Raw genomic sequence first — 16006 nt, forward strand, 5'->3', positions numbered from 1 at the left:
GACTCATCGCGCATGCAATTCCAAGACAAGGTGGCCATCGTCACCGGCGGCGGCCGCGACATCGGCCGCGAGGTTTCGCTGAAGCTGGCCGCGGCCGGCGCCAAGGTGTGCATCAACTACGCCAACGACGCGGCCAGCGCGGAGGAAACCCTGCGCCAGATCCAGGCCGCCGGCGGCCAGGCCATCGTGCACCGCGCCGACGCCGCCGACGCGCAGGCCGTGGCCGGGCTGGTCGCGGCGACGCAACAGGCGTTCGGCCAGCGCATCGACGTGCTGGTCAACGTCGCCGGCGGCATGCTCGCGCGCAAGCCGCTGGCCGACATCGACGAAGCCTTCTTCCACCAGGTCATGGACCTCAACCTGAAGTCGGTGTACCTGACCACGCAGGCGGTGGCGCCGCACATGGCCGAAGGCGGCGCGATCGTCAATTTCGCCTCGCTGGCCGGACGCGACGGCGGCGGTCCCGGCGCGGCGATCTACGCCACCGCCAAGGCCGCGGTGATGACCTTCTCGCGGGCGATGGCCAAGGAACTGGGCCCGCGCGGCATCCGCGTCAATGCGCTGTGCTGCGGCATGATCGCCACCCGCTTCCACGACGACTTCACCAAGCCGGAAGTGCGCGCCTTCGTCGCCAACGCCACCCCGCTGCGCCGCGAAGGCCGTGCCGAGGAAGCCGCCGACGCGGCGCTGTACCTGGCCTCCGATGCCGCGAGCTTCATCAATGGCGCCAATCTCGACGTCAACGGCGGCGTGTATTTTTCCTGACCCGAACGCGTAGGAGCCACGCTCATGTCGTTGCGATTCCCGCCCTTGCGGCCGTTGTTGTGGAGGGGCGCGGTCGCCGCCGCGCTCGCGCTGTGCATGGCGCTGCCGGCGGCGGCGCAGCAAGCCGCGCATTGGCTGCCGGCGTGGATCGCCTCGCCCACGCCGGACCGGCTCGACGGTCCGGCCGGCAGCTCCTTGCAGTTCGAGCGGCAGAGCGTGCGCCAGGACATGCGCCTGGGCACCGCCGCGCAGGCCTTGCGCTTCCGCATCAGCAACGAACTGGGCACCGCGCCGCTGAAGATCGGCGCGGCATCGGTGCGCCTGGCCGGTGCCGCCCGGCCGGCGCAGCCGGTCCTGTTCGACGGCCGCCGCGAGATCGTGCTGCCGCCCGGCGGCGTCCTGCTCAGCGATCCGGTGGCGCTGCGCGCGCCGGCCTTGGCCGAGATCGCGCTGACGCTGTATTTCCCGGAGGCCACGCGGCCGGCGGTGCGCCGCACGGCGGTGCGCGTGGCCGAGGGCGATGTCGACGTGAGCGACGCCACCGCGCTGAGCTACCGGCAGAACGTGGTGTCGGCGGTGTATGCGCAGACCACCGCAGCGCCGCGGGTGGTGGTGGCGCTGGGCGATTCGATCACCGAAGGCGCCACCGCCGCGCGCGGCAGCAACGGCGACTGGCCGGCGCTGCTGGGCAAGCGCCTGGAGCAGGCCTGCCCGGGCCAGGTGGTGGTGCTCAACGCCGGCATCAGCGGCAACAAGCTGCTCGACGCCGGCCGCAGCCCCAGCGCCCTCGCGCGCCTGGACCGCGACGTGCTGGCGCTGCCCGGCGTCGACCAGGTGCTGCTGTTCGAAGGCATCAACGACATCCGCCACAGCGGGCCGCCGGCGTTCGCGCCCGGACGCACCGCGGCGGACATGCAACTGGGCTACCGGCAAGTGGTCGAACGCCTGCGCCAGCACGGCATCGCCACGATCGGGGCGACGCTGACCCCGTTCGGCGCATCGGAACGCTACGAACCCGTGTCCGCCGCCACGCGCCAGGCCTTGAACGCCTTCATCCGCGACGGCAAGACGTTCGATGCGGTGATCGACTTCGACGCGATCCTGCGCATGCCCGACAACCCCGAATCGCTGCCGGCCGCCATCACCCGCGACCACCTGCATCCCAACGACGCCGGCTACGCGCGCATGGCCAACGCCATCGACCTGTCGCTGTTCGGCTGCAAGGTGCGCTGACGGCGGCGCCGCTTCCGCGACCGGGGCCTGTCGGCAAGCGTTTTTTTACAGAGATCCCCGACACTGTGGGAGCGACTTCAGTCGCGACGGGCATGACCGACCAAGCCCTTCGCGAGCGAAGACCCGAAATCACCGGCAGACGCCCGCACAGACGACATCGATCTGGATCGAGCAAGCGCTGAGGCCCGTCGACGCGATCGGGATAGGCTATGCGCATGACAATGCACACCCAGCCCTGCCCGCTCGGCCGCACTCACGTCGCGCTCCCGCCCCTCCCGCGTCGTCACGGCCCCTGCGCGAACGGAACGCGCCACCAGGCAGCCGCGTCATGAGCGCCGCGCACTTCCGCGTACTGGACCACGCCGCGCATGCCTGGTTCCTGCTGCAATCCGGCGCGGAGCGCTTTCTGGACGTGAACTGCAGCGCGTCCGCGTTCGGCTACTCGCTGTTGATCCGGCTCGACCCCGACGAATGCGCACAGGTGCAGCAGGGCGGACACGCCGCCTGCGACGCCCTGGCCACGCGCATCCGCGACACCGCGTCGCCGCGGCACCCGCGCGATGTGTCGCGCGATCACGGCGAAGCGGTATCCGATGCCATCGCCCGCTGGCGCGAGGAAAGCGGCCACTGAGGCCGCGCCGCGGCCGCCGCGAGCGGATCCGGTGGTGCATTACCATGCGCGTTCCCGCCCGCGGATCCAGCCCATGCCCGACAGCCTCCACGACCTGCAAGCCGCCCAGCGCGCGTTCGCCGACGCACGCGACTGGGGCCAGTTCCACACCCCGCGCAATCTGGCCGCGGCGCTGTCGGTCGAGGCGTCGGAACTGCTCGAGCATTTCCAGTGGCTCACCGACGAGCAGAGCCGGCAACTGTCGGACGACAAGAAGGCCCAGGTCGGCAGCGAAGTCGCCGACGTGCTGCTGTACCTGCTGCAGCTGTGCGACAAGCTGGGCATCGACCCGATCGAAGCGGCGCGGCAGAAGATGCAGGTCAATGCCGCCAAGTACCCGGTGGACCGCGCCAAGGGCCGCATCACCAAATACACCGAATTGTAGGCGCCGCCTCACGCCCGCCGTTGTAGGAGCGGCTTCAGCCGCGACAGGCTCTGTCCGTAGAGTCTGTCGCGGCTGAAGCCGCTCCTACAAGAGAGTGAGGAATTGAAAGAAGCCTCCGCCAAGGCCTTTGCCCCCTACCGCGCAGCGGCCTTCTTCGCAGCACGCTTGCGCGGCGCGCGCTTCGTGGCCGCCGTCTTCTTCGCCGCAGGTTTCCTTGCAGTGGAGGCACCGCTCGCGGCCTTCTTCGCCCGCGTCCGCGCCGCCTTCTTCGCCGCGCTCTTGCGCACGCTGGCGCCCTTGGTCTGTGCGGCTTTCTTCGCCGCGGCCGAACGGCTGCTGGCGGTGCGCTTCTTGGCCGCCGTCTTGGCCTGCGTGGACAAAGCCTTCTTGCCCACGGTCCGCGTGGCGGTCTTGCCCTTGCTGGCGGTCTTCAGGGCTTTCTTGGCACCGCGCGAACGCGTCGGCGACGGCGCGCCGGCCTTGCCGCCCTTCGCCTCTTCCTGCGCGACCTTCTTCTTGGTGGACTTGGAAGCGGTCTTGGACGCACCGGTCTTGACCCCGGCACGGCGCGCCTTGGACAGGCCGATGGCGATCGCCTGCTTGGTCGATTTCACCGTGGTCTTGCCCTCGCGCACCCGGTCGATCTCCTCGCGGACGAATTCGCCGGCCTGGGTGCTGCCCGCCTTGCCTTCGCGCTTGGCGCGCTTGGCGCGGGCGGTGGTGGATTGCGTCGGCATGTCGTTCTCCTGCATGCGGCCGGAACTGGCCATCGCCACAGGTGTAACAAGCAAAAAGTAAAGAACCGGCATAAACCATGCGAAGCCGATGTGCACTGCGCGTGGTGCGCTTTGCGGGTGCGCAGCGGTGCGATGCCGCGAGCACACGCCGGCCGACACGTGCGCGCGCGGCTCGACATGCCCGGACGATACGCAAGACAGACCGCACTTGCGTTCGAACGTGCCGCTCACCCGCCCTGGCAAGACGCGATACACGCCGCCATGTCGCCACCGCAGCGCGGTTCGTCAGATCCGGCGGCCACGCTGCGCGCGCATCGCATTGCCGGTGCCGCGCGACGTTTCCTGGGCGATGTTCCCGAAGTCGTCATCCCTGGCTGCCGGCAGATCTCGCGCTTCGTCCGCGCCGGACGTCGGCCAGCGCACCAAGCGCCTGGCATTGCCTGACGATCGGACTCCCGCGCGCCGCTGCCGGCGCGCGCACCGCTCCTGGTGCAGCGAGCTACTGGCGACGCACGCGTCGGGTTGGCGCATCGCCGGCGGCACTCGCCGCGTCGGCCGGAGCAGGCTCCCAGCCGAACACGCTGCGCCCGCCGTACCCGTGCGACGCGCGCCGCTCCTCGGCGATCAACGCCTCCACCGACGGCCCGCGCGCGTGCGGCTCGAGCAGGCGCGCCTGCGCATCCAGCCGGCGGATCGCCTCCAGCTTTTCCTCGCGGCCCAGCTTGGCCTGCGCCACCGCGGTCTTGAGCACACCGATGGTGTGGTCGTAGACGCGGGTCGGCACCGGGAACGGATGCCCATCCTTGCCGCCATGCGCCATCGAGAACCGTGCCGGATCGGTGAACCGGCACGGCGCGCCGTGCAGCACCTCGGCCACCAGCGCCAGTGCGCGCACGGTGCGCGCGCCGACGCCCGGGACCTGCAGCAGTTCGGTGAAATCCTGCGGCCCGCATTCGGCCGCCGCGGCCAGGTTGCCGTGCAGGCGCCGGGTCACGATGTCGCTGCCACGCACGTCGTGGTGGTCGGGCAGCGACAGGTGCGGCAGACCGGGCGGCCTGCGCGCCGGCATCGCCTCGGGCGTGGCGGCGAACAGGTCGCCGCTCGGCGCGAACAGCGCGTCGGCCGCCACGTTGCGCGCGCCCGGCGCCGCATGCGCGGCGGCCATCGCACCGTGCACCGAGTTCGCGCCGGCGACTGTCGGCGCACGCGGCGCGGACGCCGCCGCGTTCGCCGAAGACGCTTGCAACGCGCCGTATTCCTGCGCGATCCGGTCCGGCCCCAGCGCCTGCAGCAGTTCCACCTGCGCCGCCCGCGACGCGGCCGCGCGATGGTCGGCGAGATTGACGATGCGGCCCTGCCCCGGCCCGTCGATCGCCGCATGCGGCGCATCGACGAAGCTGCTCAGCCCTTCGGACAGCCAGTGATAGCGCCGTGCCTGCTTGCTGGCCCCGTTCATGCCCTGCTGCACCACCACCCACTGCCCGTCGTCGCTGACGATGAAACCGTGCAGATACAGATCGAACCCGTCCTGCACCGCGGCGCTGTCCACCTTCGCCACCAGCCGGCTGGCGCGCGCCAGGCCGACGCCGTCCAGCCCGGTACGCTCGCCCACCGCGCACAACTCATCGGGCGTGGCGCGCGAATGCCGCCCGCGCCCACCGCACACGTGGATGCCCAATTCGGCGGACAGCGGCGTCAGCCCGCGCTTCAGCGCGCCCAGCACACTGGTGGTGATGCCCGAGGAATGCCAGTCCATGCCCATCACCGCGCCCAGCGACTGGAACCAGAACGGATGCGCCAGGCGCCGCAGCAGTTCGTCGCGGCCATAGCTGTGCACGATGGCCTGGCACATCACCGCGCCGAGCCGGGTCATGCGCTCGCCCAGCCAATGCGGCACGCGGCCACCGTGCAGGGGCAGATCGGCGCTGCCGGAACGTCGGCTCATGCACGGAACTCCGAAGAAAAACGGATCGCCAGCGTAGCCAGGCCGCGTCTCATCGCGCGACTTGCGACCGCAGCAAGACTGAGCAATTCAGCGAAGAAGCCGCGCGATCCCCACCACCCTGCAGTCGGGGCTGAAGCCCCTCCCCCAATGCACACCGCCAGCCCACCGCAAGCCCCTGTAGGAGCGGCTTCAGCCGCGACAAACCAAGCAGCGCGCCTATCAGCCTGTGATGGATGAAAGACCGGCCGCGACTCCACCACAAACCTCCACCGCAACACAAAAGCCAGGAAGCCGCGCGACTTCCAGCCTCATGCAGTCGGGGCTGAAGCCCCTCCCACAGTGCACCCAGCCAGCTCGCCGCAAGCCCCCCTGTGGGAGCGACTTCAGTCGCGACGAACGAAGCGGCGCACTTCACGGCTTCGAACAGGATCGGCGCCGAAGCCTTGCTTACTCGAAGAAAAAGCCCGCAGCGCAGATCGCGATGATCCAACGCCCACCGACTCAGCCGCCGCCACGCTTCCGCTTCGCCGACGCCGACGCCGACGCCGACGCCACCACAGGCTTGCCTGCCCCCTCCCCCGCGCGCACCGTCGCCAGCGTCATCGCGATCAGCCCGCCGATCAAACGCCGCAAATCGCCCTCGTTGTCGGCCGAGGCCTTCAGGCTGGTGGTGGCCAGGCGCAGGATGTAGGCGATGTCCGCCGCCGACATCGCCGCTGGCGCATGCACTTCCGGCTGCAGCGTCGCCACCAGTTGCGCCTCCAGCTCTGCGTACAGCGCGGCCAGCGCCTCCGGCGCGTAGTCGCCGCACTTGGCCAGCAGTTCGATGCCGTTCTCCGAATCGATCACCGAGGCCGTCGGCTCCAGCACCCAGATGTCGAACAGCTGCCGCAGCCGCGCTTCCAGATCCTGTCCAGGCCGCAAGCGCGCAGCGGATTCGGCCAGGCAGCGGTCGCGCTGACGCAGCACCATCGCCGCGAAGATCGCCTCCTTGTTCGGGAACGACGCGTACAGCGACGGCCGCGACATCTGCGCCGCCTCGGCGATGTCGCCGATGCTGACCTTGCGGTAGCCATGGCGCAGGAACAGCTGGAAGGCGGCATCCATGATGCGCGTCTCCTTGCTCGGCAGAGCCGCAACGGGCGAAGCGGATTTTACACTTGACATAATTTGTAAAGTTGTCACTCTTACATTTCCAGCCAAATTGTAAAGCACCGGAGCCCCTCATGAACGCGATCGCCCTACCTGCCCAGCCCCGCCCCACCCGCGCCTACGCCGCCCTGGAAAAAGGCGGCGCGATGGTGCCGTGGCATTTCGAGCGCCGCGCGGTGCGCGAACGCGACGTGGCGGTAAAGGTGCTGTTCGCCGGCGTCTGCCATTCCGACCTGCACTCGGTGAACCACTGGGGCGGCGAATTCCCGCTGGTCCCCGGCCACGAGATCGTCGGCGAAGTAGTGGAAGTGGGCGCGGCGGTGTCCGAGTTCGCGGTCGGCCAGCGGGTGATGATCGGCACCATCGTCGACTCCTGCCGCGTGTGCGAACCGTGCCGCGCGCAGATGGAGGTGTACTGCCGCGAATTCCCCACCCTCACCTTCGACGGCACCGACCGCATCGACGGCAGCCGCACCCGCGGCGGCTATGCCGAGTACTACGTGGCCGACGCGCACTTCGTCTATCCGCTGCCCGAAGGCCTGGATCCGGCCGCGGCGGCGCCGCTGCTGTGCGCGGGCATCACCACCTACTCGCCGCTGCGGCACTGGCAGGTGGGTCCCGGCAGCACCGTGGGCGTGGTCGGCATCGGTGGGCTCGGCCATCTGGGGGTGAAGTTCGCGCGCGCGCTGGGCGCGCACGTGGTCGCCTTCACCACCTCGCCGAAGAAAGCCGCCGAAGCGCAGCGCCTGGGCGCGCACGAAGTGGTGCTGTCCACCGATCCGGCGCAGATGCAGGCGCAGGCGTACCGCTTCGATTTCATTCTCGACACGGTGTCCTCGGCCTACCCGATGGACGCGATGCTGTTGGCATTGAAGCTGGACGGCACCTTGTGCGCGCTGGGCATGCCGGACCATTTGGAATTCCGCCCGGTGATGTTGGCGATGGAGCAGATCAACGAAGCCTTCGCGCGGCTGCAGAAAGGCGACGTGCACTATCGCTTCGTGATCGACATGGCGCGCTCGGCGCTGTAGTCGGGGGTGGCCTGCGGCGGCGGCGTTGCACGGCAAAACGTCGTAGCGGGCCGGACGCGCGAGCGGGCGCCCCCAACACTGTCCGCGCGGCAGCGCCAGCGCGGGGAAATCGGAGCGCCCGCGCCTGGCTTGACCGCCCCCGCCACGCAGGCGATGCTCGACGCGGCGGCCGATGCCGCCGCACCGCACCCGCGCAGTCGACCACGCTGCGCGACCGTCCTGGGCCACGCCAACAAGGAAGAATCCTGATGTCCGCCAACAAAACCGTCGCGCCCGCTCTCTCCGGCGCCATCAGCCTGTTCGTGGTACTCGGCCTGTGCGTTAGCCCGCTGTACTTCAGCGCGGCCCTGGTCTGCCTCGCCATCCTGGCGCTGCACAACGACACGCGCCAGGGACAGCTGTACGCCGGGCTCGTGCTCCTGTTCCTGCTCGTCGCCTTCGGCTACGGCATCGGCAAGGACCTGGCGCAACGCGACAATGCGCGCGACGCGCAGGTTGCGGCAAACGACCGGCGGTAGCGCGCGCCAACGCGCCAGGTCGCCGCGCGAGGCACCTGCGTGGCGGCACGCGATCGCGCGCCAAGTTCGCGCGCCCGTGACCAGCGCAATCGCCCCCGGCAGCGCATCTGCGTACACTTCCGCAGTGATGAAACAAGCAACGTACGTGGCATTGCAAGCCACCTGGCCGCGGCAGGGCCGCCACATCCTGGCGCACTTCGACGCCGAGTCGATCGTCGTCTACCAGGCGTACCGCCCGTCGATCGCGCAGTTTGCGGTCGCGCAGCAACGCTTCGGCGGGGAATTCAGCTACGAACGGATGAGCTGGATCAAACCGAACTTCCTGTGGATGATGTATCGCTCGGGATGGGCGCAAAAGGAAGGACAGGAACGGATCCTGGCGGTGCGTCTGCCGCGTGCGTTCTTCGATGCGCTGTTGCGCGCGGCGGTTCCTTCCGCGTTCGATCCGTCGCGCTTTTCCAGCCACGGCGAGTGGCAGGCCGCGATCCGCCATTCCGACGTGCGCCTGCAATGGGACCCCGACCATGCGCCCGACGGCACCCCACTGGAACGTCGCGCATTGCAACTGGGCCTGCGCGGCGAGGCGCTGCGCCGCTACGGCGCGCAGCAGGCCATGACGATCGCCGACATCACCGACTTCGTGCACGCACAGGCCGCCAACTTGCGCCACGGCGAGGCGTCGCTGTGCTTGCCGCACGAACGGGTCTATATGCCCGAAGCGAGCGCCGCGCGCGCCGTCGGCCTCGACTTCTGAGGGAAGCGGATAGCCGCGGCGTACGCCACGCGCGGCGCGGATGCACGCAGCGCGACAATACGGCGCTGCACGACCGCGCACCGCGCCTGGCACACCGCGTGCGCGGGCATACTGTCGGCCATCCCGACTGCCGCAGGAAACCGATGTCCTACACCGCGCTTCGCACCCTGCTCGCCCCCTGGGGCGAGCTACGCCCGCAACCGGCGTCCGACTGGCAGGGACCGATCCCGCTGCCGGCGACGCTCGCCGATTTCTATGCGCAGGTGGGGCCGTGGGGCGAGACCTACCACGCGCACGTGGGCCCGACCGGCGTGTCGCTCGACATCGGCGGCAACCCGGTCGACATTCCGCCGCTGCACAAGCTCTGGCAACTGCAAGCCGGATACCGGTGGAATGCCGTCAGCGGCGAACGCCTTGCGGACTGGAGCGAACAGTGGCTGGTGGTCGCCGACCAGGGCGCGGATCCTTTCATTCTCGACGTCGCCAGCGGCGAGGTGCTGTTCGCGTTTCACGGTGCCGGCGCGTGGCAACCGAAGCGGCTGGCGGCCAGCCTGGACAGCGCATTCGGCGGCCTGGCCACCATCGCCAACGCCATGGCGGAACTGGGCGACGACGCGTTCGACGACACCGACGAACTGCTCGCAACGGCGCGAGCGGCGGTCGTCTCGTCCCTGGCGTCGTATCTGGGCAGCGCCGCGCAGGCCGCGCAATTTCTGGATGCGTTGGAGTGGTACCAGGCTTGAACCCGCCCGAAAGAGGGCTGTTGCGAGACCGCATCGCAAATGCCGGCGACAGCAGCGAGCCCTGGTGCAGCGAACCACACATCGTCGTGGCGCTTCCGGGCCAATCGCCCAGCATCCTGGGACCGCCTGACGCCGCTGCCCATCGTGCACCGCATCACAGCTTTTCCTGGTCGATCCGTTAGCGTTGCGTCTGGACTGACGGGGAGTCGCACATGGCGTTTCGCACCACGCGGCGCGGGCTGTTGCTCGGCGCCGGTTCGTTCGCGTTGCTGTCGCAGGTGCCGATGGGCTTCGCCTTGCCGCGCAACGCGGCGAAGACCCCGGCCTTCATCGATGCGCTGATCGCGCGCATGACCGTGGAGGAGAAGGCCGGGCAGCTGACCCTGTCCGGCTCGGCGCAGCAGACCGATGCCGCGGCGGCGGCCAATCCGGTCAACGTGCGCCCCACCGCCGAAGGCCAGCTGGCCGCGGCGCGCGCCGGGCGCCTGACCGGCATCTTCAACGGCTCCAATGTGCGCTGGCACCAGCAGCTGCAACAGGCCGCGCTGCAGAGCCGGCTGCAGATCCCGCTGCTGTTCGCCGCCGACGTGATCCATGGCTTCACCACCGTGTTCCCGGTGCCGCTGGCCGAAGCCGCCAGCTTCGAGCCGGAGCTGGCGCAGCGCACCGCGCGCGCGGCGGCGCTGGAAGCCAGCGCGGTCGGCATCGACTGGACCTTCGCGCCGATGGTCGATATCGCCCGCGACGCGCGCTGGGGCCGCGGCGTGGAGGGCAGCGGCGAGGACGTGCTGCTCGGCCGCCGCTTCGCCCAGGCACGGGTGCGCGGCTTCCAGGGCGAGGGCATCGGACACGCCGATGCGCTGGCCGCCTGCCCCAAGCATTTCGCCGCCTACGGCGCGGCCGAGGCCGGGCTCGACTACAACACCGTCGACATCTCCGAGCGCACCCTGCGCGAGGTGTATTTCCCGCCGTTCCAGGCCGCGTTCGACGCCGGCGCGGTGACCACGATGGCCGCGTTCAACGAGATCGCCGGCATTCCCGCCACCGCCAACACCTGGCTGTTGAGCGAGGTGCTGCGCGGCGAATGGAATTACCGCGGGCTGGTGGTGTCCGACTACACCGGCGACCAGGAACTGATCGCGCATGGCTTCGCCAAGGATGCGCGCGATGCGGCACGGCTGGCGTTCCTGGCCGGGGTGGACATCAGCATGCAGAGCGGACTGTACCTGCAGCACCTGCCCGGCCTGGTCGCCGATGGCGCGGTGACGATGGCGCAACTCGACGCCTCGGTGCGCCGCGTGCTGCGGTTCAAGGCCGACCTCGGCCTGTTCGACGACCCGTTCCTGCGCATCGTGCCCGAGCGCGCGCAGGCGCGGCAGCGGCGCCCGGAAACGCTGGCGCTGGCGCGCGAGGCGGCGCGCAAGTCGGTGGTGCTGCTGAAGAACGACGGCGAGCTGTTGCCGCTCAAGCGCCGCGGCCAGCGCATCGCGCTGATCGGGCCAATGGCCGCCAACTGGGTGGACAGTGCCGGCCCGTGGACGTTGTTCGGCGGCGACGACAGCGGCAACGACCTGGCCACCGCGCTGCGCGCGCAACTGGCCGACCACGACGCGCTGCAGGTGGTGGAAGGCTGCGCGTTCGAACACAGCCTGCCCGGCGGCGTGCAGGCCGCGGTCGCCGCCGCGGTCGGCGCCGACGTGGCGGTGCTGGCGATCGGCGAACCGCTGCGCTATTCCGGCGAAGCGCAGTCGCGCACCGAGATCGTCATTCCGCCGGCGCAGCAATCGCTGCTGGCCGCGGTAGCGGCGACCGGCACGCCGGTGGTGGTGGTGCTCAGCAACGGCCGCGCGCTGGTGCTCGACGGCGCGGTGCTGGAAGCGCCGGCGATCCTGGTGAGCTGGTTCCTGGGATCGGCTTCCGGCACGGCGCTGGCCGACATCCTGTTCGGCACGCACGGTCCGTCCGGGCGCCTGCCGGTGAGCTTCCCGCATGCAGCCGGGCAAGTGCCGTACAGCTACACGCACAAGCCCAGCGGCCGCCCCGACCCGCGTCCGGACGCGCTGCAGCCGTACAAGACCCACTACCGCACCGCGCCCAACGCCGCGCTGTTCCCGTTCGGCCACGGCCTGACCTACGGCCGCATCGAATACGGCGAACTGGCGCTGAGCGATGCGCGACTCGCCGCCAACGGTACGCTGCGGATCAGCGCGCGCATCCACAACCGCGGCACGCGCGATGCGGAGGAAGTGGTGCAACTGTACGTACGCGACCGCAGCGCCAGCGTCACCCGCCCGGTGCGCGAACTGAAGGATTTCCGCAAGGTCGCGGTGGCGGCCGGCGGCAGCGTCGCCGTCGAATTCGTGCTGCGCCGCGAGGATCTGCTGTTCGTCGGGCAGGCGTTGAAGCCGACTGTGGAGCCGGGACTGTTCGATGTGTGGGTAGCGCCATCTGCCGAAGCTGCTGGCGTGTCCGCCAGCTTCGAATTGATAGGCTGAGAAGCGGGAGCGTTTCGCGACGGTGAACCCTGTAGGAGCGGCTTCAGCCGCGACAGACACCATCCGTAAAGCCGGTCGCGGCTGAAGCCGCTCCTACAGGATGCAACGTGGAAGATCTGCTGTTCTTCGGGTAGACGCTAAAGCCGACTGTGGAGCCGGAACTATTCGATCTGTGCGTGACCTGATCGGCCGAAGCCGCCGGCGTGTCCGCCAGCTTCGAATTGGTAGGCTGAGAAACGGGAGCATTTCGCAACAGTGAACCCTGTAGGAGCGGCTTCAGCCGCGACAGACACCATCAGTAAAGACCGTCGCAGCTGAAGCCGCTCCTACAGAGGCAACGCGCTATCACTGCAACGCCTGCGCCAAGAACGGCGCAGTGCGACTTCCCGCATGCCGCCCGAACAGCATCGGTTGTGCATGTCGGCGGCAGCTGCGTTGGCGATGCGATGCACTTGCGCTAGTCACTTGCGCGAGCCATCCGCAGCAGACACACCATTGTGGGAGCGACTTCAGTCGCGACGGGCTCTACCGGTAACGCCCGTCGACTGAAGTCGCTCCCACAAGGTTCACCGCCTGCAACAAATGAGAGAGAAGGCGCGCTAGCCTTGCATCGCCTCGGCGAGAAATGGCGCAGTCCGGCTGCCCGCATGCCGCGCCACCGCTTGCGGCTCGCCGGCGACGACCACCTTGCCGCCTTCATCGCCAGCACCAGGCCCCATATCGATGATCCAGTCGCTGGCCGCGGCCACGCGCATGTCGTGCTCGACCGCCACCACCGTATTGCCCGCCTCCACCAGACCATGCAGCTGACGCAGCAACGTGTCCACGTCGGCCGGATGCAGGCCCGTGGTCGGCTCGTCGAGCACGTAGACGGTGTCGCGGCGCTGCGCGCGCTGCAGCTCGGTGGCCAGCTTGATGCGCTGCGCCTCGCCGCCGGACAGCTCGGTGGCCGGCTGGCCCAGGCGCAGATAGCCGAGCCCCACCTCGCCCAGCACCTGTAACGGCCGCGCGATCGCCGCATCGTCGGCGAAGAAGTCCGCCGCCTGCGCCACGGTCATGCGCAAGACTTGCGCGATGTTGTGCCCACGCAATTCGATCTCCAGCGTCTTGGCGTTGTAGCGCGCGCCATGGCAGGTGGGGCACGGCGCGTACACGCTGGGCATGAACAGCAATTCCACGAACACCGCGCCCTCGCCTTCGCAGGTCTCGCAACGGCCCTTGGCGACGTTGAACGAGAAGCGGCCGGCGTCGTACTTGCGCTTGCGCGCCGCGGGCGTCGCGGCGAAGCGCTTGCGCACATGGTCGAACAGGCCGGTATAGGTGGCCAGGTTCGAGCGCGGCGTGCGGCCGATCGGTTTCTGGTCCACCTGCACCAACCGCCGCACGTGTTGCAGTCCATCGGCGATGCGTCCATCGGTCGCCGCTTGCGTGCTGCGTTCCAGCGGATCCACGCCTTCTTCCGGATCGACGCGCTCCTGGCCGAGATGCGCGCCGAGCAGTTCCACCAATGCCTGGCTGACCAGCGACGATTTCCCGGAGCCGGACACACCAGTGACCGTGGTGAACACGCCCAGCGGGATATCCACGTCCAGTGCGGCGACGTTGTTGCGGCTGATCCCGCGCAACTGCAGCCACGCGCCCGGCGCGCGCGGCGCATGCGCGATCGGCGCCTGCTCGGCGAACAGGTAGCGGCGCGTGGACGAGGCGGCGATCTGCGCCAGCCCCGCCGGCGGACCGCTGTACAGCACCTGCCCGCCCTGCTCGCCCGCGCCGGGACCGACATCGACGATCCAGTCGGCATGGCGGATCACGTCGATCTCGTGCTCGACCACGAACAGCGAATTTCCCGCGGCCTTGAGCTGGTCCAGCGCGGCCAGCAGCGCCTGCGCGTCGGCCGGATGCAGGCCGGCGGACGGCTCGTCCATCACGTAGACCACGCCGAACAGCTGCGAGCGGATCTGCGTGGCCAGGCGCAGCCGCTGCAGTTCGCCCGGCGACAGCGTCGGCGTACTGCGTTCCAGGGTGAGATAGCCCAGGCCCAGCTCCTGCAGGATCTGGATCCGCGCCAGCAGATCCTGGGCGATGCGCTGCGCGGCGATGGCCTGCTCGGGATGGCGCTTGGCGCCGCGGGTGCGTCCCTCTGCAGCGGGATGCAGCAGTTCGGCCACCTGCGTGAGCGGACGCTGCGACAGCGCGCCGATGTCGAGTCCGGCGAAGGTCACCGACAGCGCCTCGCGGCGCAGGCGCTTGCCGTCGCAGGTCGGGCATGGCGTGCTCAGCAGATACTGCGACACGCGCTTCTTGATCAACGCGCTCTGGGTGCTGGCGAAGGTGTGCAGCACGTAGCGGCGCGCGCTGCTGAAGGTGCCCATGTAGGCCGGCTCCTGCTTGCGCCGCAGCGCGCGCTGGGTCTCGGCGAGGGTGAAGCCCGGATACACCGGCACCGTCGGCTGCTCGTCGGTGTACAGGATCCAGTCGCGGGTCTTCTTCGGCAGCTTCGCCCACGGCACGTCGACGTCGTGGCCGAGCGTGGTGAGGATGTCGCGCAGGTTCTGTCCGTGCCAGGCCGGCGGCCACGCGGCGACGGCGCGCTCGCGGATGCTCAGCGTGCGGTCCAGCACCATCGACGCCTCGGTGGCATCGTAGATGCGGCCCAGGCCGTGGCAGGTCGGGCAGGCGCCGGCCGGCGTGTTCGGCGAGAAGCCGTCGGCATAGATGATGGCCTGCCCCGGCGGATAGTCGCCGGCGCGCGAGTACAGCATGCGCAACGAATTGGAGATGGTGGTGACGCTGCCGACCGACGAGCGCGTGCTCGGCGCGCCGCGATGCTGCTGCAGCGCCACCGCAGGCGGCAGACCTTCGATGGCATCCACTTCCGGCACGCCGGCCTGGTCGATCAGGCGCCGCGCGTAGGGCGAGATCGAATCCAGATAGCGCCGCTGCGCCTCGGCGAACAGCGTGCCGAACGCCAGCGAGGACTTGCCGGAGCCGGACACGCCGGTGAACACCACCAGCGCATCGCGCGGCAGCTCCACGTCCACATCCTTGAGGTTGTGTTCGCGGGCGCCGCGGACGCGGACGAAACCGGAGGCGGGGGAAGCAGGCGGTTTTGGCATTGGCTGGAAGACACATCTGCGAGAACGCGGACAAGCTTAGCGGGTCGGTTGGCTGTGCCGTGTATGGGCCGGCGCGGTGCATGCGGCATCGCCTCCAACATGATGCCCACCAGCCAATCGAGACGCCGCTGTAGGAGGGCGTCGGCCCCCAACACTATCGGCAGTCGTCAAATGCACCGCTTCGCTCGTCGCGACTGAAGTCGCTCCCACAGGGACTTGCGGTGAGCCGGCTGGGTGCACTGCAGGAGGAGCTTCAGCCCCGACCGGGATTGTCGACATCCACGCTGCCTGTCGCGGCTGAAGCCGCTCCTACAGGGACTTGCGGCGAGCCGGCTGGGTGCACTGTAGGAGGGGCTTCAGCCCCGACCGGGATTTGTCGGCACTTCATGCGGCCTGTCGCGGCTGAAGCCGCTCCTACAGGGGACTTGCGGCGAACTGGCTGGGTGCGCTGTGGGAGGGACT

General features: G+C 69.5%; 12 protein-coding genes and 1 pseudogene. 9 read left to right on the top strand and 4 right to left on the bottom strand.

All coding sequences use genetic code 11. From position 1 onward, the window contains the following. Nucleotides 1–12: 12 nt before the first annotated feature. From H9658_RS07800 to H9658_RS07815, 4 genes are all read left to right on the top strand, one after another. Nucleotides 13–765, top strand: a complete 753-nt coding sequence (locus H9658_RS07800) for an SDR family NAD(P)-dependent oxidoreductase (RefSeq protein ID WP_191824959.1) — start codon at nt 13–15, stop codon at nt 763–765. Nucleotides 766–822: 57 nt separating this feature from the next. Next, nucleotides 823–1998: an SGNH/GDSL hydrolase family protein gene (locus H9658_RS07805; RefSeq protein ID WP_406848115.1), complete on the top strand. Its 1176-nt coding sequence runs from the start codon at nt 823–825 to the stop codon at nt 1996–1998. Between the two features lie 328 nt (nt 1999–2326). Continuing rightward, on the top strand, nt 2327–2629 hold the full coding sequence (locus tag H9658_RS07810) for a hypothetical protein (protein WP_191824960.1): 303 nt from the start codon (nt 2327–2329) through the stop codon (nt 2627–2629). Nucleotides 2630–2702: 73 nt separating this feature from the next. Continuing rightward, complete coding sequence (locus tag H9658_RS07815; RefSeq protein ID WP_185813564.1) at nt 2703–3053, top strand: nucleotide pyrophosphohydrolase; 351 nt, start codon at nt 2703–2705, stop codon at nt 3051–3053. 224 nt (nt 3054–3277) lie between these two features. Here the strand turns inward: H9658_RS07815 and H9658_RS07820 are convergent. The 3 genes and pseudogenes from H9658_RS07820 to H9658_RS07830 form a co-directional block, all read right to left on the bottom strand. Then, nucleotides 3278–3790 (bottom strand): annotated as a pseudogene (locus H9658_RS07820) (DUF6496 domain-containing protein); the annotation flags it as partial. 499 nt (nt 3791–4289) lie between these two features. Continuing rightward, nucleotides 4290–5735, bottom strand: a complete 1446-nt coding sequence (locus tag H9658_RS07825; protein WP_191824961.1) for a DUF763 domain-containing protein — start codon at nt 5733–5735, stop codon at nt 4290–4292. A gap of 501 nt (nt 5736–6236) precedes the next feature. Then, nucleotides 6237–6842, bottom strand: a complete 606-nt coding sequence (locus H9658_RS07830) for a TetR/AcrR family transcriptional regulator (protein WP_263604319.1) — start codon at nt 6840–6842, stop codon at nt 6237–6239. A gap of 119 nt (nt 6843–6961) precedes the next feature. Between H9658_RS07830 and H9658_RS07835 the strand changes: the two genes are divergently transcribed. From H9658_RS07835 to H9658_RS07855, 5 genes are all read left to right on the top strand, one after another. Next, a complete protein-coding gene (locus tag H9658_RS07835) occupies nt 6962–7918 on the top strand; it encodes an NAD(P)-dependent alcohol dehydrogenase (protein ID WP_191824963.1) in 957 nt (318 codons plus the stop codon). A 248-nt stretch (nt 7919–8166) separates the two neighbouring features. Then, nucleotides 8167–8436, top strand: a complete 270-nt coding sequence (locus tag H9658_RS07840; protein WP_191824964.1) for a hypothetical protein — start codon at nt 8167–8169, stop codon at nt 8434–8436. Beyond that, nucleotides 8396–9190: a DUF4291 domain-containing protein gene (locus tag H9658_RS07845; RefSeq protein ID WP_225209820.1), complete on the top strand. Its 795-nt coding sequence runs from the start codon at nt 8396–8398 to the stop codon at nt 9188–9190. The genes H9658_RS07840 and H9658_RS07845 overlap by 41 nt, the downstream gene beginning before the upstream one ends. A 143-nt stretch (nt 9191–9333) precedes the next feature. Next, nucleotides 9334–9933 (top strand): hypothetical protein, encoded by a 600-nt coding sequence (locus tag H9658_RS07850; protein ID WP_191824965.1) that lies wholly within the window; start codon nt 9334–9336, stop codon nt 9931–9933. A gap of 212 nt (nt 9934–10145) precedes the next feature. Next, nucleotides 10146–12428 carry a glycoside hydrolase family 3 N-terminal domain-containing protein gene (locus H9658_RS07855; RefSeq protein ID WP_191824966.1) on the top strand — a complete coding sequence of 761 codons (2283 nt, stop codon included), beginning with the start codon at nt 10146–10148 and terminating at the stop codon, nt 12426–12428. Nucleotides 12429–13027: 599 nt separating this feature from the next. Here the strand turns inward: H9658_RS07855 and H9658_RS07860 are convergent. Next, nucleotides 13028–15544: an excinuclease ABC subunit UvrA gene (locus H9658_RS07860; RefSeq protein WP_191824967.1), complete on the bottom strand. Its 2517-nt coding sequence runs from the start codon at nt 15542–15544 to the stop codon at nt 13028–13030. Between the last annotated feature and the right edge of the window lie 462 nt (nt 15545–16006).

The organism is Xanthomonas bonasiae, assembly GCF_014836395.1.
GTDB classification, from domain to species: Bacteria; Pseudomonadota; Gammaproteobacteria; order Xanthomonadales; family Xanthomonadaceae; genus Xanthomonas_A; species Xanthomonas_A bonasiae.